This is a genomic window from Thermococcus aegaeus (assembly GCF_055393685.1).
In genome coordinates, this window is record NZ_AP042464.1 from 405,235 (window position 1) to 426,931 (window position 21,697).

23 protein-coding genes are annotated in these 21,697 nt (G+C 42.6%); 11 read left to right on the forward strand and 12 right to left on the reverse strand.

Going from position 1 to position 21,697, the window contains the following annotated elements:
* Window positions 1–81 precede the first annotated feature (81 nt).
* Window positions 82–1,176 (forward strand): radical SAM protein, encoded by a 1,095-nt coding sequence (locus ACZ5NL_RS02245; protein WP_464842724.1) that lies wholly within the window; start codon window positions 82–84, stop codon window positions 1,174–1,176.
* Here ACZ5NL_RS02245 and ACZ5NL_RS02250 read toward each other — a convergent pair.
* Complete coding sequence (locus ACZ5NL_RS02250; protein WP_464842725.1) at window positions 1,135–1,497, reverse strand: DUF134 domain-containing protein; 363 nt, start codon at window positions 1,495–1,497, stop codon at window positions 1,135–1,137. The genes ACZ5NL_RS02245 and ACZ5NL_RS02250 overlap by 42 nt on opposite strands.
* 190 nt (window positions 1,498–1,687) lie before the next feature.
* On the opposite strand from ACZ5NL_RS02250, the gene ACZ5NL_RS02255 reads away from it, so the two are divergent.
* The 3 genes from ACZ5NL_RS02255 to ACZ5NL_RS02265 all read left to right on the forward strand — a co-directional run bounded on the left by ACZ5NL_RS02255 (window position 1,688) and on the right by ACZ5NL_RS02265 (window position 5,093).
* Window positions 1,688–4,000: a DEAD/DEAH box helicase gene (locus ACZ5NL_RS02255; protein ID WP_464842726.1), complete on the forward strand. Its 2,313-nt coding sequence runs from the start codon at window positions 1,688–1,690 to the stop codon at window positions 3,998–4,000.
* 50 nt (window positions 4,001–4,050) lie between these two features.
* Entirely contained in the window at window positions 4,051–4,653 is a 603-nt protein-coding gene (locus ACZ5NL_RS02260) for a DUF257 family protein (protein WP_464842727.1), read from the forward strand.
* A 200-nt stretch (window positions 4,654–4,853) separates the two neighbouring features.
* Window positions 4,854–5,093 (forward strand): hypothetical protein, encoded by a 240-nt coding sequence (locus tag ACZ5NL_RS02265; protein WP_464843534.1) that lies wholly within the window; start codon window positions 4,854–4,856, stop codon window positions 5,091–5,093.
* Here ACZ5NL_RS02265 and ACZ5NL_RS02270 read toward each other — a convergent pair.
* Window positions 5,090–5,932 carry a M55 family metallopeptidase gene (locus tag ACZ5NL_RS02270; RefSeq protein ID WP_464842728.1) on the reverse strand — a complete coding sequence of 281 codons (843 nt, stop codon included), beginning with the start codon at window positions 5,930–5,932 and terminating at the stop codon, window positions 5,090–5,092. The genes ACZ5NL_RS02265 and ACZ5NL_RS02270 overlap by 4 nt on opposite strands.
* Window positions 5,933–6,023: 91 nt before the next feature.
* On the opposite strand from ACZ5NL_RS02270, the gene ACZ5NL_RS02275 reads away from it, so the two are divergent.
* Window positions 6,024–6,170, forward strand: coding sequence for a hypothetical protein (locus ACZ5NL_RS02275; RefSeq protein WP_464842729.1), 147 nt, complete (start codon window positions 6,024–6,026; stop codon window positions 6,168–6,170).
* A gap of 31 nt (window positions 6,171–6,201) precedes the next feature.
* On the opposite strand, the gene ACZ5NL_RS02280 is transcribed toward ACZ5NL_RS02275, so the two are convergent.
* Both ACZ5NL_RS02280 and ACZ5NL_RS02285 read right to left on the reverse strand, forming a co-directional pair.
* Entirely contained in the window at window positions 6,202–6,969 is a 768-nt protein-coding gene (locus ACZ5NL_RS02280) for a phosphoglycerol geranylgeranyltransferase (protein WP_464842730.1), read from the reverse strand.
* On the reverse strand, window positions 6,947–7,408 hold the full coding sequence (locus ACZ5NL_RS02285; protein ID WP_464842731.1) for a GIY-YIG nuclease family protein: 462 nt from the start codon (window positions 7,406–7,408) through the stop codon (window positions 6,947–6,949). Before ACZ5NL_RS02285 ends, ACZ5NL_RS02280 begins: the two co-directional genes overlap by 23 nt.
* A 103-nt stretch (window positions 7,409–7,511) precedes the next feature.
* Here ACZ5NL_RS02285 and ACZ5NL_RS02290 point away from each other — a divergent pair, with 103 nt between their 5' ends.
* Window positions 7,512–7,892: a DUF2095 family protein gene (locus ACZ5NL_RS02290; protein WP_252743474.1), complete on the forward strand. Its 381-nt coding sequence runs from the start codon at window positions 7,512–7,514 to the stop codon at window positions 7,890–7,892.
* Here ACZ5NL_RS02290 and ACZ5NL_RS02295 read toward each other — a convergent pair.
* The 5 genes from ACZ5NL_RS02295 to ACZ5NL_RS02315 form a co-directional block, all read right to left on the reverse strand.
* On the reverse strand, window positions 7,889–9,400 hold the full coding sequence (locus tag ACZ5NL_RS02295) for an AMP phosphorylase (RefSeq protein ID WP_464842732.1): 1,512 nt from the start codon (window positions 9,398–9,400) through the stop codon (window positions 7,889–7,891). The genes ACZ5NL_RS02290 and ACZ5NL_RS02295 overlap by 4 nt on opposite strands.
* Window positions 9,401–9,497: 97 nt before the next feature.
* The gene (locus tag ACZ5NL_RS02300; protein WP_464842733.1) at window positions 9,498–9,740 is read right to left on the reverse strand and encodes a hypothetical protein; all 243 of its coding nucleotides are present in this window, start codon (window positions 9,738–9,740) and stop codon (window positions 9,498–9,500) included.
* Window positions 9,737–10,519: a cell division ATPase MinD gene (gene minD / locus ACZ5NL_RS02305; RefSeq protein ID WP_464842734.1), complete on the reverse strand. Its 783-nt coding sequence runs from the start codon at window positions 10,517–10,519 to the stop codon at window positions 9,737–9,739. Before minD ends, ACZ5NL_RS02300 begins: the two co-directional genes overlap by 4 nt.
* A gap of 144 nt (window positions 10,520–10,663) precedes the next feature.
* Window positions 10,664–11,461: a slipin family protein gene (locus ACZ5NL_RS02310; protein WP_464842735.1), complete on the reverse strand. Its 798-nt coding sequence runs from the start codon at window positions 11,459–11,461 to the stop codon at window positions 10,664–10,666.
* A gap of 1 nt (window position 11,462) precedes the next feature.
* Window positions 11,463–12,818 (reverse strand): NfeD family protein, encoded by a 1,356-nt coding sequence (locus ACZ5NL_RS02315; RefSeq protein ID WP_464842736.1) that lies wholly within the window; start codon window positions 12,816–12,818, stop codon window positions 11,463–11,465.
* A 93-nt stretch (window positions 12,819–12,911) separates the two neighbouring features.
* On the opposite strand from ACZ5NL_RS02315, the gene ACZ5NL_RS02320 reads away from it, so the two are divergent.
* From ACZ5NL_RS02320 to ACZ5NL_RS02335, 4 genes are read left to right on the forward strand one after another with little or no spacing between them, the layout of a single operon-like run.
* Window positions 12,912–13,199 carry a hypothetical protein gene (locus ACZ5NL_RS02320; protein WP_464842737.1) on the forward strand — a complete coding sequence of 96 codons (288 nt, stop codon included), beginning with the start codon at window positions 12,912–12,914 and terminating at the stop codon, window positions 13,197–13,199.
* Window positions 13,187–14,047: a DNA-3-methyladenine glycosylase family protein gene (locus ACZ5NL_RS02325; RefSeq protein WP_464842738.1), complete on the forward strand. Its 861-nt coding sequence runs from the start codon at window positions 13,187–13,189 to the stop codon at window positions 14,045–14,047. Before ACZ5NL_RS02320 ends, ACZ5NL_RS02325 begins: the two co-directional genes overlap by 13 nt.
* Entirely contained in the window at window positions 14,010–14,333 is a 324-nt protein-coding gene (locus ACZ5NL_RS02330) for a hypothetical protein (RefSeq protein WP_464842740.1), read from the forward strand. The genes ACZ5NL_RS02325 and ACZ5NL_RS02330 overlap by 38 nt, the downstream gene beginning before the upstream one ends.
* Complete coding sequence (locus ACZ5NL_RS02335) at window positions 14,311–14,706, forward strand: hypothetical protein (protein WP_464842742.1); 396 nt, start codon at window positions 14,311–14,313, stop codon at window positions 14,704–14,706. The genes ACZ5NL_RS02330 and ACZ5NL_RS02335 overlap by 23 nt, the downstream gene beginning before the upstream one ends.
* Here ACZ5NL_RS02335 and ACZ5NL_RS02340 read toward each other — a convergent pair.
* Together ACZ5NL_RS02340 and ACZ5NL_RS02345 are read right to left on the reverse strand one after the other, a co-directional pair.
* Complete coding sequence (locus ACZ5NL_RS02340; RefSeq protein ID WP_464842743.1) at window positions 14,684–17,371, reverse strand: DEAD/DEAH box helicase; 2,688 nt, start codon at window positions 17,369–17,371, stop codon at window positions 14,684–14,686. The two genes, ACZ5NL_RS02335 and ACZ5NL_RS02340, sit on opposite strands and share 23 nt — an antisense overlap.
* Window positions 17,372–17,500: 129 nt before the next feature.
* The gene (locus ACZ5NL_RS02345) at window positions 17,501–18,691 is read right to left on the reverse strand and encodes a hypothetical protein (RefSeq protein ID WP_252743482.1); all 1,191 of its coding nucleotides are present in this window, start codon (window positions 18,689–18,691) and stop codon (window positions 17,501–17,503) included.
* Window positions 18,692–19,095: 404 nt separating this feature from the next.
* Between ACZ5NL_RS02345 and ACZ5NL_RS02350 the strand changes: the two genes are divergently transcribed.
* Window positions 19,096–20,871 (forward strand): ribosome biogenesis/translation initiation ATPase RLI, encoded by a 1,776-nt coding sequence (locus ACZ5NL_RS02350; RefSeq protein ID WP_252743529.1) that lies wholly within the window; start codon window positions 19,096–19,098, stop codon window positions 20,869–20,871.
* Between the two features lie 433 nt (window positions 20,872–21,304).
* On the opposite strand, the gene ACZ5NL_RS02355 is transcribed toward ACZ5NL_RS02350, so the two are convergent.
* The gene (locus ACZ5NL_RS02355) at window positions 21,305–21,682 is read right to left on the reverse strand and encodes a hypothetical protein (RefSeq protein ID WP_042697605.1); all 378 of its coding nucleotides are present in this window, start codon (window positions 21,680–21,682) and stop codon (window positions 21,305–21,307) included.
* Between the last annotated feature and the right edge of the window lie 15 nt (window positions 21,683–21,697).

A 21,697-nucleotide genomic window follows, 5' to 3' on the forward strand; every position in this document is an offset into this window, starting at 1 on the left:
AGATCACCAGAATTAGATTGGTCTAAATGTGCTTAAGGATTTCGGAAACTTTCATTAAGATAGAAGACGTATAAGATATCAATGAGATGCAAAATATGCGGATATGAATCGAAGGAAATTAGCGAATCAATTGGAGTTTGCGTTAACTGTTTAAGAAAAAATCCGCAAGAGGCGCTGAAAATAGCAAATGACTCCCACCAAAAATGGCGAAAACTCATAGGATTACCCCTTAAGCCCCCGAAAGAGGGGATCAAATGTTCAATCTGCGTAAACGAGTGCAAAATTCCAGAAGAGAGCTCTGGATACTGTGGAATAATATGGAACAAAAGAGGAAGGCTAATTCCTATAACCGGAAGCTTTGGTAAAGCATATCTCCACTGGTACCTTGACCCTCATCCAACAAACTGCGTTGCAGGACCAGTTTGCCCCGAAAGAGAACATAGAGGCTTTTATAATCTCGCCGTTTTCTTCGCTGGGTGCAACTTAGATTGCCTCTTCTGCCAGAACATAGAGCATAAATATATGATAAAAAATGGGAGTATAGATCCCTTTGAGGGAATCGTCATAGGCTCAAAGGAGCTAGCAGATATAGCAATGAGGGGTAAGGTTTCATGTGTATGTTACTTTGGAGGAGACCCAACACCTCATTCTCCATATGCAATAAAAACTTCAAGAGATGTCCTCAAAAGGGCCGAAAAAATTGGAACAACAAAGAGGATTTGCTGGGAAACAAATGGCCTTGAAAACCCAAAAATAATGGAAGAGATGGCAAGATTAAGCTTGAAAAGTGGGGGAATACTAAAAATCGACTGGAAGGCATATACCCCAAGTGTCTATGAGGCTTTAACAGGTGTTAGCGGAGAAAAAGCCCTCCAAAGAATAAAGGAAAATATACGAATTATAGCTTCGATGGACAAGAGAAAAGAGCCTCCCCTGCTAGTTGTAAGCACCCTTGTTGTGCCTCATTACATAGATGAGGAAGAAGTCGGTGGAATAGCAAGATACCTTGCCCAGCTAGATCCGAATATACCGTATATTCTTCTGGCATTTGCTCCCCAGCATCTTATGCACGACATCCCAACTACCAGCAAAAAACAAATGGAAAATGTTTACAATGAAGCTAGAAAAGAAGGACTAAAACGAGTCTTCATTGGAAATATCTGGCTCCTGAGATAATCTGGGAATTTCATTTCCTTGAGCTAAAATTATAAGCTCTCTCCCCTCAACAAGCATCTGGGCAACTTTTTTCCTTGCAGATGTTAGGGCTCTCCACACAGTACCCCTAGAAACCCCCATTCTTTGGCCAGCCTCTTCTTGAGTTAAGCCCTCGTAGTCCACCAATCTTAATGCTTCAAACTCTTCATAGCTCATGAAAATCGGGGGTTGTGGAGGGCCAAAAGGAGGTTTAGCAGGGTAGAAATGCCTAACCTCGGGAATAAATCCTATAAATCTCATTTTTCGCCTTCTTCCTCTTCTCCATCCCATCCCGCGCGGCATTTTAACACCTAAACTACAGTTTAAATTTTCCCTTTTTAGGTTTTGTGTGGCAGGCTCTTCCTATGGGGAATTTTTCGGGTAACTCCAGAGCCCCACATCTAAACCCCGCTCCACCTTAGAACTTCTATACTTTTTCCAAGAACAGTTAGCAACGGCGTATTTATAAACCTCTTCGCAAAAATATAGATTAATGTATCTGCGAAAAGACCTTATCCAGCCGAGGGTTTATCAAGAAGTAATATACGCGAAGTGCAAAGACAAAAACAGCTTAGTTGTTCTGCCAACCGGATTAGGTAAGACTCTAATAGCTCAGATGATAGCCGACTATAGGCTTTCTAAGTACGGGGGAAAGGTCCTAATGCTCGCACCAACAAAACCCCTGGCACTTCAGCATAGAGAAAGCTTTTTGAGACTTTTTGACCTTCCTGAGGAGAAGATAAACACCTTGACCGGCGAGATTCAGCCAGAAAAGAGAGCGGAAATATGGAGGAAAAGCATCATCATCACCGCTACTCCGCAAACAATAGAAAACGACCTTGTTGTTGGAAGAATAACCCTTGAAGATGTAGTTTTACTAGTTTTTGATGAAGCTCACAGGGCAGTGGGAAACTATGCGTACGTTTACATAGCCAAAGAATATATGAGACAGGCAAAGCATCCCCTCATTTTGGGCCTTACAGCTTCCCCCGGAAGTGACGAGGCGAAGATTAGGGAGATTGTTAGGAATCTCTTTATAGAGCACATTGAAGTTAGAACTGAGAATTCTCCCGATGTTAGACCTTACGTCCAAGGAATAAAGTTTGAATGGGTTAAGGTGGAACTACCGGGGATTTACAAAGAGGTTAGAAAAATTCTAAGAGAAATGCTCAGAGATTCATTGAAGCCTTTGGCTGAGAAGGCCCTTATAGAGAGCGCTTCCCCGGATATTCCAAAAAAAGAGATACTCAAGGCGGGACAGATAATAAATGCAGAAATGGCAAAGGGCAACTACGACATTGGAAAACTCATGTTCTATCAAGCAAAAGCTCTGAAGCTCCACCATGCAATAGAACTCCTTGAAACCCAGGGTTTATCTGCTTTGAGGGCATATCTCAAAAAGCTCTATGAAGAAGCCAAGAGGGGGAAGACAAAATCAACAAAAGAGCTGATGCAGGATCAGAGGATGAAAAAGGCAATAGCCCTTCTCGTCCAAGCAAAGGAATTGGGAATTGACCATCCAAAGCTAGATAAAATGAAAGAACTAATTAAAGAGCAGTTGAGCAAGAAACCTGCCTCAAAGATAATCGTCTTTACAAACTACAGAGAAACTGCAAAAAAGATCGTAAAAGAGCTCCTTCAAGAGCAAATAAAGAGCATGCGTTTTGTGGGACAAGCTAACAGAGAAAATGACAGGGGCTTAAGCCAAAAGAAGCAAAAACAGATCCTAGATCTTTTCTCTCAGGGGGAATTCAACGTTCTTGTTGCCACAAGTGTTGGTGAAGAAGGCTTGGACGTTCCTGAAGTGGATTTGGTTATCTTTTACGAACCTGTGCCTTCTGCCATAAGAAGCATTCAGAGAAGGGGGAGAACCGGAAGACACAGACCGGGTAGGGTTGTTATATTAATGGCAAAGGGCACAAGGGATGAAGCTTATTACTGGAGTTCCCGTCATAAGGAGAAGCAGATGATCTCTATTTTAAAGAAGGTGGAGGATATGGTTAAAAAAGAGAAACAGGCCTCCCTCTTAGGTTTTGTAAAGCCTAAGGAAAAAGAAGAAAAATCTGAGGAAGTTGCCGAAAAGAGGGAGGAGCCAAAGGAAGTTTATGAAAAGCTCCCCATAAAGCCAATTTTTGTGAAAAGGCCAAAAGGAATCGTCATTTATGTTGATTCACGTGAACTTAAAAGTCAAGTTCCAAAAGTGCTAAAGGAACTCGGTGCCCATTTGGAAGTTAGAACCCTCGACGTTGGGGACTACATAGTGAGTGAAGATGTGGCCATAGAGAGGAAAGCAGCCAATGATTTTATCCAGTCAATAATAGATGGAAGGCTCTTCGATCAAGCAAAGCGTTTAAAAGAGGCCTATCTCAGACCGGTCATTATTATCGAAGGAGAGCTCTACGGAATTAGGAACGTGCATCCCAATGCTATTAGAGGTGCCTTAGCCGCTTTAACTGTAGATTGGGAAATCCCGGTTCTTTTCGCTAAAGATCCGAGTGAAGTTGCCAGCTACATTTACCTCATAGCCAAACGCGAACAGGAGGAAAGAAAGAAAGAGGTGGCCGTTAGAAGTGAGAAGAAGGCGTTAACATTAGCGGAAAGGCAGAGACTAATTGTTGAAGGGCTCCCATACATATCGGCAACCTTGGCAAGGAGACTTCTCAGACATTTTGGGAGTGTGGAGCGGGTTTTCACAGCAAAAGAGGGCGAATTAATGCAGGTAGAAGGGATTGGAGAGAAAATCGCCAGAGAAATAAGAAAAGTTATAACAGCACCATATGAAGAGGAGGAAGAGAAAAATATATAAGATTTTCAAAATTATCTAACCAATAAAAGAAACCACAAGGGGGTGTTGCTGTGCACAACCTTCTTTCTATATTGGAAAAACTAAAATTTGGTGAGACCGTTTTGATAGAATACTCTTCAAAAGCCCCAATTTATCTGCTCCTTCATGAACTTATACAGTGGAGCAAGGAAAAGAATTATCCGGTTCTTGTAGACGATTTCTTGGACACGCTTCACATGTATAAATCCCAGATGGAGATTGCCGGAATAGATACCTCCCTTCTCGACGACCTTAACGTAATAAAGATGGGAGGGGCCATAAATATAGGAAAGGTTTTGGGAAAAGTCCCAATAACCGAGAGCACGGTTTTGGAAAGAAAATATGATAAAATCTTTAAAACTCTGCCCGAAGAGAAAATGATAAATCTTGTATTGGGCTTTGATAAGCTTTTTATTCTTCACAGCGAGAGAAAAGAGTTTATCCCCAGCATATATGGAATGCTGAAATACCTTGGAAACAAAAAGAGGATTGCCTTCTACTTCATCAACGCAGATTTGATAAAGTCAGCGGTTCCAGAAGTTCTACCTATTATGGAGGAGATTTCAACGGTGGTTATTTCAATCGAGGAAAAAGAGGGCTTCAGGATAAACATTCTTAAGCCACTCGACATTTAAAGTGTGCCCCGGAGGAGCGAAGGGGATTCACAGCTCGCCCCTCGCTCATCCCCCGCGGTTTCTCCGGGGCATTAGTAGTTAGATGAAAAAATCAAAAACCTTCCTATAACCCGGAGGAATAAATGCCCAAAAGCTTCATGCCTCCGATTTATGAAAAAGGTTATATAGGGCTTCTTTTCTAAAATAAAATGGTGACAGCTATGAAAATTGTTGAACTGGACATAAAATTGCCTTATGAGAAAAGGGGAAAAATTTTGACTAGGATTTTAAATGAGGTTAGGGGAAAAATTAAGGACATACACTTCTTGCCCCCCACAAGCAAAGGTGTTAGTGAAATCAGAATGGAAGTTGCAGAAGAGAACGTTCAAAAGCTCCTTGCGGATATCAAAAAGATAGTAAGGGATGGAAAAGTCAGCTTTAGGGTACTGAGTGAAGCTTAACGCCTTAGTATTGATGTAACTCCGGTGGCGGCAAACACCAGCAGCTGAAATGCTTTGTATGCCTCGATAATGTCCTTTGCTTCAAACTCTATCGTTTTTCCATCTATCCTTCTTGCCCCAGGTAGAAGTTCTCCCACATCTGCCATGCCGCTGTTGTTGTAGGCGAGTTTCACTTTAACGGGATATTCAAGTTTTAGAGGCTTTGTTTCCCCGTTTTTGTATTTTTCAACAGCTCTAAAGACAGCTTCCTCGAGGCCTTTCTTTATTCTCTTCATGCTTGGGCTTATTGCAGAATAACGAGAGAAAGCTCTTTTAAATACAACTCTCTCGGCCCACGGGGCAAATCTCTTTACATCATCCTCAAGAAGCATTTTGTCTCCTCCAACAAGGATCACAGGGATGTTGAAATGCCCCACAGCATAGCCGTTTAGGAGGAATTCACTAACTTCAATGCCATTTAGCTCAAGCTTGCCAACGTTTGCTCCGCTGTAGGTATGATCAAAGATCCCATAAGCTGTTCCAGCCTTTGCGTGATACCCTAAAAACAGTGCAACATCGCATCCTTCAGCCCCAGCAATCATGGCTATAGGCCTTGGATACCCTCTAACCAGATGGACATATTCGGGAAGCTCTTCTGGAAGAAGGTTCACCATAGGGCCATGGCTATCTGCTATCACCACCTCTTCAAAACCTGCCCTTTGAAGAGCCTCTGCAGCGGTTAAAGTTATTTCTGTAGCTATTTTTCGAGCTTCGTTGTAGAGGACACCTTTTTCCACTAAGTGATGGGGACTAACTACAAATGGCATCCCCTCTAAATCTACAGAAATAAAGGCCCGCATTTAAATCACCACATGAATTTGATGATGAGAAGTTAAATATCTTATCAAAATCAATAAATATCATGAGAGCAAACCTCAATCAAGTGGTTTTATGGGTGCAATAGTTGAGTTTTTGAGAATACTCATAGGACTTATTGTATGGATAGTTGTTATAGCGTTCATTTTATTGTTTCTTCAAGGATTTTGGAAGGGGATTTCGGAAGTTGTTGAGGATATTTTTGGCATATCAAAGAAATAGAAACGACACTTGGTGTCGTCAAAAATTGAGATTAGGGTTTAACTTCTTTGACGCCTTTTATTATTCTCTCAAGCCTTTTTTTGGCTTCCTCCAGAGAACCTGCTTTTTCTATTGCAGTTCCGGTGACAATTATGTCTGCACCACTCTGGGCAACCTCTTTTGCATCCTCATAGCTCCTTATGCCCCCTCCAACTATAAGAGGGACATCAATAACACTCTTCACGGCTTTAATCATCTCATTAGGAACGTGCTTTGGAGCACCGCTTCCTGCTTCAAGGTAAACGAACCTCATCCCCATATACTGCCCAGCTAGGGCATAAGCGGCAGCTATTTTTGGTTTATGTCTCGGAATTGGCTTGGCATCACTTACCCATCCAACGGTCTCACCTGGCTCAATGATTAGATACGCCATCGGTATTGGCTCAATTCCATAGCGTTTTACTGTAAAAGCTCCAAGTGCTTGAGCTCCGGTAATGAAAAAGGGATTTCGCGAATTGAGAAGACTCATGAAGAATATCGCATCTGCATACTTGCTTATTCCACCGTGTGAACCCGGAAAAAGTATCACAGGTAAGCTGGAGCTCTCTTTTATTGACTTAACTACTTCATCAAGGATCTCCCCTTCCGCCCCTGTGGAGCCACCCACCATTATCGCATCCACGCCGAGTTCCTCACTCATTTTAGCAAGCTTCTCAGCAGCTTCGGGAGAAACATCATCCGGGTCTAAGAGAACAAAGTGAAGTTTTTCTTTTTCGAGCTTCTTGTGAATATAAGATTCAACTTTTCCTATCCTCAGCATTCTCCTCCCTCCACTTCATAATTTCCTCAGGACTTTTAACCCTTTTCCACCAAAAGCCCTTTGAGCTTAAGATGTTACATATTGCTTCATCTGGAGGAGTTGAGGAGTAGTATAAATTCGTTTTCACACTAATATCGCTTGCCCCAAAACCCTCAACCCCTTGGAAAACCTCCCCCACGATCTGAGAAAGTGTCTCTTCAATTCTCTCCCCGCTGGGTATTAAATAAGCACTCAAAAGCTGTGCTTTTTGAAGGAGGAAGTCAATGTGCCAGTGAAGACGTTTGTTTTCTCTAAAGTGTCTCGCAACTCTTTTTTCGAGGGAGTTCATCGCAGAGCCAACGTAAATGTAATACCCCTTCTTCAAGCGAAACTCTCGGGCTTTTGTCCTTATGTTTGTGTCTCTTTCTAAATGGATTACAAGAAGATACGAACCCTTCATGTTCGGTGATCGATGAGAGGATATATAAGGGCTTTGCAAGGGCAAAGCAACAAAGTATATAAAGCAGACCAGCAGAGTAAAGTTTGAAGAGAGGTGCCCCAATATGGTAGATAAAAAGAAAAAGCGTCCTATTGATGAATTTCCCTGGCAGGAATATGATAAGGAAGAATTTGAGGAAAAATATCCCCACCTAGCTAAAGAGCTTGAAGAAGAGCCAGGCCTTGTTATTGAAGGGTACAGAGTGGAAGAGGAAGAAGAGGAGGAATTGATGGACTTTTCCGGATATAATCCAACGGTCATTGACTTCATAAGAAGATGCGAGACAGATGAGGAAGCATTAGAGATTATTAACTGGATGGAAGAGCATGGAGAGATAACTCCTGAACTGGCCAAAGAACTCAGAATAAAGCTTGTGAAAGAAGGGGTAAGAAGTTTTGGAAGCAAGAAAGAATGGGGATGGTACGAGAGGCATAGAAAACGTTAGATATTTCCGATTCTCTGGAGCACCATACCCTCTATTCTTATTGGTTCCATTCTCCTTGCCTGAATTATTGCCTGATCAAGCCTAACTTCGCTCTCCGCATGTATCGTAAAGAGGGGATCCCCTTCCTTAACTTTTTCTCCAACTTTAACGTGGAGTAGAATTCCAGCACCTTTGTCTTCCGGGGCTCCAGCGGCTCTTGCTATCGTCGTTATTGCTTTGTTGTCAATCTTTGTTACATATCCTGAAGTTTGAGCTACGAATGTGTAAGTTTTGTCGCCTATCGGGATGTCTTCCGGCTTTATGTTTGGATCTCCACCTTGCTCGGCTATTATCTCCTTTAGCTTTTCGTAAGCTTTTCCGCTTTCGAGGATTTCTTTTGCCATCTTTTTACCCATCCCCGCAGGTGCTACTCCACCCATTTCAAGCAAAATTCCTGCTAATCCTGTGGCCTTCTCTACCAAGCTTCCCGGCCCTTTGCCCGTCATTATGGTCTCTAAGGCCTCCTTAGCCTCAAGCGCAGGGCCAACGGTGTGTCCTATGGGTTGGCCTCCATAGGTAATCGCTGTTTCCACATATTGGCCAAGTCTCTTCCCCAGCTCTATGAAGTCTTTTGCCAAAGATCTTGCCTCTTCTATGGTTTCAACCTTTACTCCCTCGCCCGTTGGAATGTCTATAAGAACGTATTGGGAACCCATAGCGTACTTCTTTGACATTATGCTCGCAAGCATAAGGCCTCTGGGGTCAATGCTCAATGCCCTTTCGGCTTTAATCGTTAGGTCATCAGCGGGGGCCAAGTTAAGGGCTCCACCCCACACCAAACAGGCACCAATTTTTTCCACAATCCTCTTTATTTCGTCCAATGAGTGGGTTACTGGAGCAAGAACTTCTACTACATCTGCCGTTCCAGCGGCACTTGTTATTGCCCTTGAGGATGTTTTGGGGATTGTCAAGCCAGCTGCAGCAACGATTGGGACTACAAGCACGTTTGTCTTGTTTCCAGGAACTCCACCTATGCTGTGAACATCCATAATCGGCTTTCTATCTATATCCAACATATCCCCAGTCTCGGCCATTGCCATTGTAAGCCATGCAATCTCATCCATATCAAGCCCGTTTATCTCAAGAGAAGTCACAAAAGAACTTATCTCTATGTCCCTAAGCTTTCTATCGACAATGTCTTTAACGATAGCCTCTATTTCAACTTTCTTAAGCTTTTGACCGTTCATCTTTTTCTTGACATACCTTACACTTTCGGGAGTTCCTGCAGGAACCACGTTTACCATTTCTCCTTCAGAAAATGCATAAGCACGCATTATGTCCTTTGTAACTCCTATCTCTCCCGGCTGAACCATGTTGCTTATGACCACATCTCCATATATCGTTCTTTTTGCGGTTTCTATTTTAATCAGATCCTCCGGATGAAGCTTTGATTTCTTAGCGTCTTCCTCGTTGATTACTACCATAAACCTCCCGGTCTCTACATCCAAAATCTTCACTTTTGCCCTCATGTTTTCACCCTCCTAAATGAGTGGGGGTATAACAATATTACTCGAGAATACTTAAGCTTTTCTTTAAGAGAAAAAAGAAGTTAAAGGGCAGAGAAGGTCATAAGTTCCGTATTTCTTCCTCCAGAGATTCCTCAAGGGCTCTTTCCCATTCCTCAACGTCAAATTCAACTAATTCTGACTCCAGCTCTTCTTTCAGGTGGGTAACCCTCCTCTTTAAGGTATTCTTCGTTTCTGTGTCATACACAGTATAGGCTGGGGACCTTCTCTCCGCTATGTACAATATTGCAAGGATTATGTTTGTAGCTAGGAGAATAATGACCAAGAAAGTAAGCGGGTTCATCTTCTTCCCCCTCCAAACAGGGCTTTGAAGACCCTCTTTATTGGACTTTCTGGTTCTGGAGGCTTGTATTTAACTCCCGCAAGCTTTGCAGCAAGCTGCTTATAGGCTATTGCTGCCGGCGACATTGGATTCTTGATAACAAGGGGGATTCCATAAGCACTGGCTCTCTTAACTTCTGGGTCTTCTGGTATTACTGCAAGTACCGGAACCTCTAAGATGGCTTCAATGTCCTCTCTGGTTAGTTCTGTTTTTTCACTTGTTACCCTGTTTAAAACGGTCCCTAGCGGAAGGGTTCCAAGCTTTTCTGCCACAAGTTTTGTTTTAAGAGAGTCTGTAATCGCGGAAATTTCTGGATTTGTTACCAAAATAAGCTCCTTTCCTATGAGCAGAGCAGTGATTGAAGTCATTTCAAGACCAGCAGGAGCATCGATTAAAACAAAATCCGCCATTGATGAGATCTCTCTTATAAGCTCCTTCAATCGCTCCGGGTTCTTTACCTTCTTTATTTTTTCAAGACTCAGTCCACCCGGAATTACTTTAACGCCTGCTGGGCCTTCGTAGATGGCATCCCTGAGCTCTGCTTCTCCTGAGAGAACGTCGTGGAGGGTTATTGGAATGTCCTCCATGCCGAGGATTAAGCTCAGATTTGCCATTGTGATATCTGCATCAATCACTATGACTTCCTTTCCAAACTGTGCCAAAGCAACACCAACATTTGCTAGTGTTGTGGTTTTACCCGTGCCACCTTTTCCAGAGGCGAAAACGATAGACCTCCCCAATTTAATCCCTCCATGTCTTTTAACTCCAATGTACGAAATTTGTAATCAATGCATCTAACTTATATGTTGATGTTTAACTTTTTATAGTTAACTCAATTGCTCTTAAAAAAGAATTAAAGGGCAATTAAAAACATAAAAGAAAGCCTACTCGTTCTCTTTCTCTAATTTTTTCTTTGCAACTTCAGCTGTATCAGAAAGGCTCTTGAACAGCTTTAACATCTCCATTGGAAGCGTCAAAACTATAACGTTGCTCTTGTCTCCCGCTACGTCACTTATTGTTTGGAGGGTTCTAAGCTGGAGTGCCATTGGGTGCTCAGAGATAATTTCTGCAGCTTCTCTAAGCTTCTCAGCAGCCTGTCTTTCTGCCTCAGCGAGCGTAATCCTTGCTCTTCTTTCTCTCTCCGCCTCTGCTTGTCTTGCCATTGCCCTTTGCATTCCAGCAGGTAGTTCAACATCCTTGATTTCCACCGCTGTAACTTTTATTCCCCATGGATCCGTTGCCTCATCAATTATCCTCTGCAGCTCTCTGTTAAGCTTTTCTCTTTCACTAAGGAGCTCATCCAAGTGCGCTTGACCAATTACACTCCTCAGAGTTGTTTGAGAGATTTGGGATGTTGCCATTATATAGTTTTTAACTTGGGTAACGGCTTTTACCGGGTCGACGACTCTAAAGTAAACAACGGCGTTAACTCTTACGGGTACGTTATCCTTTGTTATTGTCTCCTGCACCGGGACGTCTAAAACCTGGGTTCTCAAATCAACTATCACGGCTTTTTCGAAGATTGGAATTATGAAGAACAATCCTGGTCCTCTTGCCCCAACAACCCTACCAAGCCTGAAGATCACTGCTCTCTCGTATTCTTTCACTATCTTTATAGCTGAGGCTAAAAACACCAAAATAAAAACTAAAATAATAACATACACAATCCACTCAAAGGCCATTCTACTTCACCTCATTAGTATTTTCTTTTTCATGCTTTTTTTCTTTTTCCCTAACCACTATAAGTTTGAGTCCATCCATCCCAACAACCTTAACCTTTTCTCCAACATTTATTGTTTCACCATCCCTACTTACCCCTCTCCAAAGCTCTCCCCTGACTCTTATCATCCCTTCTGGGGCCAAAGGTTCTACCACTTCTCCCGAAAGGCCTATCATCTCCTCCTTCCCTGTTTGGGCTTTTCTTCTATGAGCCCTTATCACTGCAGCCATTCCAAAGGCAAAGAACAAAGCAAGCAGTGCGCCGATTGTTATTATTATCAATCTAATCTGGGAATAAACTTCTCTTGAAATCAGGTAGTCCACTCCCCCACCCCCACTAAAGAGCATTATGCTACCCAAAACAAACGTTATAAAGCCTGCAACAGTAAAGAGACCGAAAGTAGGCGTTAAAGCTTCTGCTATGAAGAATATCACCGCAAGGATGATCAAGAGCAATCCTGCACTCCTGTAGCCGAAGTATCCGAGGCCTATTATAGCCAAGACAATCATTATTGCTCCAGCCGTTTCTGGAACATGCCATCCTGGGCTTAGGAAGCCTAAAACAAGAGCCCATATGCCAAGTGTTAGAAGAACGTAGGCAACGGCTGGGTCAGTGATGTATGTTATCACCCTATCCTTTAAACTCGGTTCTAGATATCTGACTTCAGCCCCCTTAAGATCTAAAGTAACGTATTCTCCCCTTACGGGAACCTTAGTCTTCATGCCGTCTGCTTTTTCCAGAAGGTCATCTATATCGTTTGCAACAACTTCAATAACCCCGTACTTTAGGGCCTCTTCAGGATCTATGGCCAAATCCTCTGTTATGAACCTTTCCGCTATTGTTTCATTTCTTCCACTGGCCTTTGCTAAGCTCTTTATGTAGGAGATATAGAAGTTAACGACCTTCGGGGGAGCCTCTATGATGCTTCCATTTTGGGAATAACCCAAAATAGGTCTGCATGCGCCGATGCTTGTTCCGGGTGCCATGGCTATTAAATGTGAACCCAAGGCTATATATGTTCCAGCAGAGGCCGCCATAGCTCCAGGGGGATAGACGTAGGTTATAACGGGAACATCGGCAGACTTTATTCTCTCAATTATGTTTTGCATTGCATCTGCCCTGCCTCCTGGGGTGTCTAGGAGAATTATTATTGCATTTGCATTCACTTTCTCTGCCTCGCTTATGTATCTGTCAAACTGATCATACGTGTAGGGCGTTATCTCGCCTTTTATTTGAGCAACGTAAACGGTTTTTGCTTCAGCTAGCGCTGGGCCTAAGAATATGAGCAGAAACAACGAGATGAGAATGATTTTTCTCATAACCACCACCTTGTGTAAATATAGTTCTTCAGCTTAATTAAGTTTTCTCAAGAAAAGTTAATAAGAATAGAAGCCAAAATCATATGAGGGGGCATGAAAGAGGAGATAAGAAAGTTCAAACTATCCAAAGGAGATGAGAAAATCAAGGCTGCTTGGAGTTTAATTAGAAAGGTAGCCAAATACTCCCATACAGAGCCTTACTGGGAGTTCTTAAGAGAAAACTTTGGAATAAGAGAAAAAGACGTTAAAGAAATCATGCGTTTTCTGGAAGAGGTCGGAGAACTTGGAATTCACCGTTCCGTGGATGGGAAGAGGCTCTACGTATCAACGCTAAAGGATATAAAGGAAAACCCTGTTAAGCTGGACAGATGGTTAAAGTGATCGACCTCAAGAAGGTAGCTCACGAGATGATAAAAAACGGCACTTGGAAGTTTGAAAATGGGGTCTTCAAACAAGCGTTAGAGAGTGGAATAGTGGGCTTTGATGGAGAAAGCTTCTATTTTCCACAGCACTTTTCAGAGAAAGAGCGAAAAAATGCCAAAAAGAAGCTTGAATTCATACTCGGTTTGGAGATCGACCTTGAGAAGTTTTATTCAGAGATAGAGGACTCAAAGTTCTCGTTTTTAATTGAGGAGTTTTATGGATTAACCATTCCGAGGGCACCTAGCAGGTATCAAGCCCTCGTGGAGGTAATAGCTCAGCAGCAGGTAAGCTTCGAGTTTGCAATGAAGACAATTAACAACCTCGTAAAAACTGCGGGAAGGAAAATTGAAGACCTCTACCTATTTCCAAAGCCGGAAGATATCTTAAATTTAAGTGATGAAGAGCTTAGGAAGACTAAGCTTGGTTATAGAGGGGCTTACATAAAATACCTTACAGAAGAGCATGTTAAGGGGAATTTAAAGTTAGACCTTGAGGAACTCAGCGAGGAAGAAGCCATAAAATACCTCACAAAATTCAGAGGCATTGGAAAATGGAGTGCTGAGCTTTTCTTGGCCTATGGCCTTGGGAAAAACACGTATCCTGCTGGAGATTTAGGACTCAGAAGAGGAATAGCGAAGATATTTCATTTGAATCCTAAGGAGGTAAAAGAGAAAGATGTTAGAGAAATCATCGAGCCGTACGGGAAATGGAAGTCCCTGCTTGCTTTTTATATTCTCTGCTATGACAGGAAGACCGAGATGATGAAAAATGCCAGTAGAAATAAAGGTAGAAAGAAAAAGGTTTAGAGAGCTAAAAGACCTGGATATTCCAGAGCTGATAGAAAACAACCTCTTAAAAGCTGAAAAAACTTTGCAGGCTGAGAGAGAGGCATTTCTTCTTGAGAAAAAAGCAAAGCTCGAGGAGAAGTTAAAGGAAATCGAGGACGAATTAGAAGAGCTCAGGATTTTCTACAGAAAGGCTTTGAAAGATAAAGAGCTGATGACAAACATTAGAGAAAAACTGAGAAAGGAGAACAAAGAACTTAAAAAAGAACTGGAGGAGAGGAAGCGTGAAATTGATAATAAGACCTAAAAAGGGCCTCGGAAAAATCGAAGTTGATCTTCCCAATGAACTTGTGGAGAAGATAAAAACTCTCAGCAAGCGCTATGGCGTCAGTGAGGAAAAAGTTCTCGAGATAATACTTTCTGGGGACTTCAAAGAACCAAAAGGCAATGTAGAGACACTCGAAAACAAGGTCAAGGAACTTGAGAAAAAAGTGGGAAAGCTTGAGAAGGAGTGGGCACCGTTAAGATACAAAGCGTATGGGGTTAGTGAAGATAACAAAATCTTGGCTATCGAGCTTAACGCCCTTCTTGCAGAAAATTTCCAGTTAAAGCGCTTTTTAAGAAAAAAGATAGAGAGAAATCCAGAGCTGAGAAAGCTCATTCAGTACTATCTCCGCTAAGGAGTTTTTCCCAAACCCTTATGGCCTGCCACTTGTCAAGGAACTCGTTAAACGTACCGCACTTTGGCGAATAAACACACAACGGACAGCCGTCTTTGCACTCGCACTTTTTCATTTGTTCAAGACTCTTCTCCATGAGCTTTTCGGCGTTTTTATAGAGGATCTCTGCCAATCCAAAGCCACCTTCGTTTCCATCGTATATGAACACTATAGGCTTGCCCACAAAGGGAGGATTTGGAAAACTTTCATAACTGTATCCACCGAGCTCCCTGCTGTCCACATATGTGAAAATTGGGGCGATTTTAATCATGTTGTGCTCTATTGCATGAAGTCCGCTTCCGATTCCATCTTTACTGTCCACCATTTTCTTTACTGCAAAAGCAAGCTCTTCATCTTCAATCTTCGAATTCTTTAGGCTCTCTTTGATGTAGTTTCTTAGGTAGTGACTCGTTGCGCCCAAAAGTTCGGGGAAAAGAGACTTCCTATCCAAGCGCTCGTAAAGACTAAAGGCAATATCTTCATAGCCCTTTTCCACAGCAATCCTAAAGAACTCTCTAAACTCCTCGTTTGCAATCTCCCTAATGCTCTCGGGAAATACAAGCCATATTCCATCCGTTTCAAACTCCCACATTAAAGGCTCATCAAACTCAACCTTCGCAAACTTCTCCCAGTTAAGAATGCTCCACTCCTCATCAACCTCAGCACTCTCTTTGAGCTCCAGCATTGGAGAGTAAAGCTCCCCTTTCAAAATTCCCTCTTCCTTGAGCTTCAACAGTTCTTGAAGATACTGAGGCGTATCTTTTCCTTTGACTGCAAATCCCCAATAGTGGTGCCTAACCCTCAGCCGGCCGATATAAATCTCTACTCCTTTGTACTCCTTTTTGTCATAGATTTTAAGAACCTCTACTTCTTCTCTCTTTGACGGGAACGTATCAACTTCCCAGAACTTGTTGAGTGGATAGGCGAAGATAAAGTGAAACTTTCCAAGACTGAGCTTGTCCCTTGTGATGTACAGCTCTCCCCTCGAGAAATACGCCATTCCCGGCAAGAGCGACCTGTAGTATTCAGGCTTATCTACTTCCTCTATTACATACCCCTTAAGCTTGAGCCAGTTTATAAATCGGATTAAGTCCCTTGCACTGGACTTTTCCAAAAGTTTGTACCTTATCCATGGTTCATCGAGCAGGAGGAAATAGCTCTCATCACTTGCCGTTCTTATAGAGGAGTAGTTAAAAGCTGGCCTCAGGATGCGGATTTCCCTTTTACCCGTAATCGGATTATCGTAGAGCTTTGCTTTTTTCTCATCCACGAGCTCCATGGCAAGCTCCTTCTCGAACTCGTTCAGTTCGTCCCAATCAAGAATCTTGAGCTCACTCAAGAGGTAGTGGAGATGCTTTTTCACAACGAGTCGGTTTTTGAGGTTTATGGGCATGTACTCGATTATCCCTTTCTCAAGTTTTTCTACCAGCTCCTCAACGTGCTCCTTATAGTAATAGTCTAGGCCGTTTTTTCTTAAGATGATTGCATTTATGGCTTCCCTTTCCCGTTTTCTTCCTGCTCTTCCGAAGCGCTGGATAAGGGAGAACAGCCCATCAGGTGGTATTCCATAGTTTACAACGGCATCTAGGTCGCCTATATCAATTCCAAGCTCCAGAGCGTTTGTCGTCAAAAGCACGAGAAGTTTTCCCTCCTTAAAGTCCCTCTCGATTTCCCAGCGGATATTCTTTGGAAGGGTGCCCTTGTAAGTAGTGGTTTTGTAAACCGCTGGAGACGTCAAAAGAAACCTCATGAGCTTTTCAGTCCCTTTTCTTGAATCAAAGAAAACAAGGGTTTTAATGCCTTCCTCAGCCAGCTTTTCGACGATTGCCCTTAAAAGCTGCATCTCATTAAGCCTTCTTGGTTCGAACATCACGAGGTATCGTTTTGGAAAGGGGTTTGCAGGCTTTGTGATAGCTTCAAAGGGCTTTCCAAAAAAGGTTTCCGCAAACTCTTTTGGATTCCTAAGTGTTGCTGAGAGGGCTATTATTTGTGGTCTCCTCCCGTATCTCTCCAGCGCCTTGAGAAGCCTTTTAAAAACGTAAGCAGCGTTAGTTCCAAAAACACCTCTGTAAATATGAAGTTCATCAACTACGAGGTACCTCACATTCCTTAAAAGCCACTCGTAATCTTTTCTGTTCCTTAGAATGTTATAGTGCAGCATATCCGGAGTCGTGAAAACAACCCTCGGCTTTTCTTTAATGAGTTTTCTCCTCTCGCTCCACTCAACATCGCCCGTTAGAATTCTTGCACTAACCATCTTTCCTGTAAGCTGGAAAAAGTGGAAGTTCTCAATGCTGAACTTTTCGTATTGGTTGTTTATTAATGCCCTCGTTGGATAAACGAGCAGATACGTGTCTTGAGGATTTGAAAGATAATTGTCAAATATAGCCAGTCTGAAAATTTCGCTTTTGCCGGAGGCGGTTGGGGTTGTCACCACTATGTTCTCTCCAGAATAGAGGGCTTTCAAGGCATCAACCTGATGCTTATAGAGCTTAAAGCCCATTTCTTCAACTAGCTTGTTCACTTCAGGGTTTTTAAACTCAAAAGAGCCGTATTTACCCCACTTAGGCTTAAACTCTTTAAGGGCTACAATCTCACTTTTTAATCCCTCAAAGATGCTCAGCATGACAAGAATAATTTTGCTTTTTGGTTAAAGTACTTTTTGCCGAGATTGAAAAACTTGAGATATCTAGAATCAAAACTGTCACCACTAAGTGATATTTAAAATTTAAAAACAAAAAAGGATCTGCTGTTGTTAACCCCACTCCAAGAATATTTCGTAATAGTTTCTGCTACTCTTGTCTAGATATGCATAGTAAAGAACATCATGGCTTCCCCAATTATTAATTTTGACTTCATAATGTGGCCTGTAGTTGGATTTACTCTCTCTGTATGTTTCAACGTTCCCTGTAAAGCACACTTGTACTCCTTCACCACCGCATACTGAAAGAGAAGTACTGAAGTAAACCCCTCCATTGTCTGTTGGTGCGTCAAAGCTTATAGCGAACTCATTTGCACCCTCCCATTTATATCTTGTCTCTCTCTCAAGGTTTGAGGGTATTCCTCCGCTGTAAGAGCCCGTAACTGTAGAGTGAAAGTTTTTTATTCTCACAGGGATTAAGGACCAAATGTCCCTGCACCACAGGGAGGTGCATATTTCGTTTTCAGTTATCTGGTAAAGAACATCAGAAGTCACCAGCCTAACATCACCATTGGAAGCAGTGTAAGTTATCCACACGTCTTTGTCTTGAACCAAGGTGGGGCCATTACTCAACCAACCGTTTGGATCCGGCGTTCCACCCCATGTTTCCTGAGAAAAGCTCTCGTAGGTTACTGCATCGTTTCTTTCAATGACCCACTTAACATCTACTCCTGGAATACTTCTTATTATGGCTGTTTTTATTCCATTCATCCTGACCGTGCCATGGTCTGTGACCGAAGCAGTCTGAACGTAATTTCCTTTTTTGGCAGGTTCATAATGAAGGGGAATCTCTGCAGAGATTCTTGCCAAGGGTTTTTTAGGCTCGAAACTTATCACTCGTGCACCCCAATAATTTTCATCTGCAACTATTACTAAGAGAGAAACTGGTCTGAACCTCGTCTTAAGGACGCTCTCACTTTTTCCATTCTCTTGCACATTCTCCACATATGTATCAATGGGTATTCTCTCTATTTTTACAGTTGGTGAGAGAAGAGGACCTGAGTACAAAGTCCTTGGATGCTCTTTGCTATAGTCCTGAACTATTACAACCGGATTATGGAGACTTTTATTAACTTTTATCTCAATGCTTGCAAGCCCTACAGGCTTTCCTTGAAGCCAGTCTAAGTATACGCTGTAAAGAACATCAGAGTTCTCTGGAGAGACTCCCTGAGCTATAGGAATCCCTACAAACACCACCAAAACAATAACTAATGCAGTTACTACAACCTTGCTCTTCCTTTCCATCTACTCCTCCTCCAGATGAGATATTGCGATAATATTATATCTAAAAGTAGTATAAAAACATTTTGACATAGTTAAACCATACTAACGATCTCAGATGATTAATATTAAAAATAATGGTGGTTGATAGGTCAACATAATTTAAATACTAAAAATCCTTAAATCCTTCCTTAATAGCTATATCACAATAGCCTTCTTTGGAAGTTCACTGCCAGGTATTTCACGTATTCTCTCTGAACTTCAGGTTTCCTCTCATTTTTCCAAAACCTTCTCAAACCCTCAAAGCCAAACATCACTACATCACACTACAGGGAAATACTGGTCAAAAATGGCCAACTCCAGCAAATAGAGGCCAATTCTTCAACAACTTTTTAAAGGCATTCCAGAAATGGTAACCGGTGAGGCTTATGAGGATCGCGGTCATCGATTACGACAAGTGTAATCCCGACAAGTGCGGTCATTTCCTGTGTGAGAGGGTATGTCCAGTAAATAGAATGGGTGGAGAAGCTATAATCATCGACGAAGACAACTATAAGCCCATTATTCAAGAGGCAAGCTGTACTGGGTGTGGGATATGCGTCCACAAATGTCCCTTCAATGCTATAACGATAGTTAACCTCCCAGAGGAGCTGGAAGAAGGGTGTGTACACAGATACGGAGTTAACGGCTTTGCCCTCTACAGATTACCAGTGCTCAAGGAAGGCATGGTAGTTGGTATCTTGGGCCCAAACGGTACCGGTAAGACCACTGCTGTTAGAATACTCTCTGGAGAAATTATCCCTAACCTCTGCGGTTCCAACGACAGCTGGGACAATGTCATAAGGATGTTCAGGGGAAATGAGCTCCAGAACTACTTTGAAAAGCTCAAAGAGGGCAACATAAAGAAGGTAGTTAAACCCCAGTACGTTGACTTAATCCCCAAGGTCGTTAAAGGGAAGGTAAGAGACCTCCTTCAGAAAGCAGATGAAAAGGGTATTCTGGAGAAGCTCGTCGAGGAGCTTGAGCTTTCAAATATCCTAGACAGGGAAATTCAACATTTGAGCGGTGGTGAATTGCAAAGGGTTGCGATAGCGGCAGCCATGGCAAGGGATGCAGATTTCTACTTCTTTGACGAGCCGTCTTCATATCTTGACATAAGGCAGAGGCTTAAAGTTGCAAGAGCAATTAGAAAACTTGCAGAAGAAGGGAAATCCGTTATGGTCGTTGAGCACGATTTAGCGGTTCTTGACTATTTGAGCGACATCATTCACATAGTCTATGGTAAGCCCGGAGCATATGGTATCTTTTCAATGCCCAAAGGAACCAGAGTCGGTATAAACGCCTTCTTGGAGGGCTATCTCCCCGAGGAAAACGTAAGGTTCAGGCCTTACCAAATAAGGTTCACAAAGCTCAGCGAGAGGCACAGTCAAGCTGGAGATATTCTTGTAGAGTATCCAAGACTAGTTAAAGACTATGGAAGCTTTAGGCTCGAAGCAGAGGGGGGAGAGCTGTACAAGGGAGAAGTTGTGAGCATAGTGGGGCCTAACGGTATAGGTAAGACAACTTTCGTAAAAATGCTGGCTGGAGTTGAAGAACCAACGGAAGGGAAAGTAGAATGGGAGCTCAAAGTGAGTTACAAGCCCCAGTATATAAAAGCCGACTACGAAGGGACAGTTTATGAGCTCTTAAGTAAAATCGATGCTACAAAGCTCATGAGCAACTTCTACAAAACCGAGCTTCTCAATCCTCTGGGAATTCCAGAGCTCTACGATAGAACCGTAAACGACCTAAGTGGTGGTGAATTGCAAAGGGTAGCAATAGCTGCCTGCCTGTTAAGGGATGCCGATTTATACCTTCTCGACGAGCCCTCCGCTTATCTCGACGTCGAGCAGAGGTTGGCGGTTTCAAGGGCTATAAGGCATTTAATGGAAAAGAACGAGAAAACCGCACTTGTAGTTGAGCACGATGTGCTGATGATAGATTACATAAGCGACCGCATAATGGTATTTGAAGGCGAGCCAGGCAAACACGGTAGGGCTCTACCTCCAATGGGTATGAGAGAAGGAATGAACAGGTTTTTAGCAAACGTGGGCATAACCTTCAGGAGAGACCCAGACACTGGAAGGCCGAGGGCAAATAAAGAGGGAAGCGTCAAGGACAGAGAACAGAAGGAGATAGGGGAGTACTACTACGTGAGTGAATAGCCGAAGATTCTTTGTATCACGTTTAGCTTTTCCTTTTTTGGATTTTCTTTCTTCTGGTGGGTCAGTTTTGATGTTAAGGCTCTAAGGTTGCTCTGGAAGTCTTTAGTAACCATAAGTTACTATCAAACAAAGAGTTATGGTATTTTGAGGTTTTTGTAACGAAATTTTTTCGGAATTTTGAGCGGAGGCTTATCAGGACTTCTTTGATATTCTCTCCTCGTGGAAATTTAACCTTCTTGGATTTAATGCTTTTTTATGGACTTGTTTTTGGTTTAGGCTTTTGTTTTGTCTCTGGAAGTCTCATGAACATTTTCGTGCATGCGGGAAAAGAAGTAAGTTCAGACGAGTGAGTGCTTCGAAATCTTTCCTGAAGGCTCGAATCCGAGCTTTTTGAGGGGAGTTTTATTGACCCTTTGAGGGGGCGTGTTTAGTTTCACCCCCTGTTATTTAAACAGTATTTGACTCTGAGGAGGATTTTCAGACCATAACACATTACCCCAAGCAGGATTCGGGTTACAGTAGTCTTTTTCAGAAAACAGGGGATCCTACTGCCAAACCACGTTGTAAACGCACCCCAGAACCCCTCATGAGGATTCCTACGCCTGTACTCTTCTTCAGAAAACACTCTGTCTCTCTTCTTACTACCAAAACCACCTGGAGCGTTCTTAGTTTTCTTAACAATCGGCCGATAACCCTTTTCCACCACAGTGTTCAGAACTTTCTTTGAATCATAAGCCCCATCAGCATAAAAATTCCCAGAACCCCCCGGCAGGAGTTCAATCAGCTCGTTCTCAGAAGTTGTGATCTTCACAGCAACCGGATACAG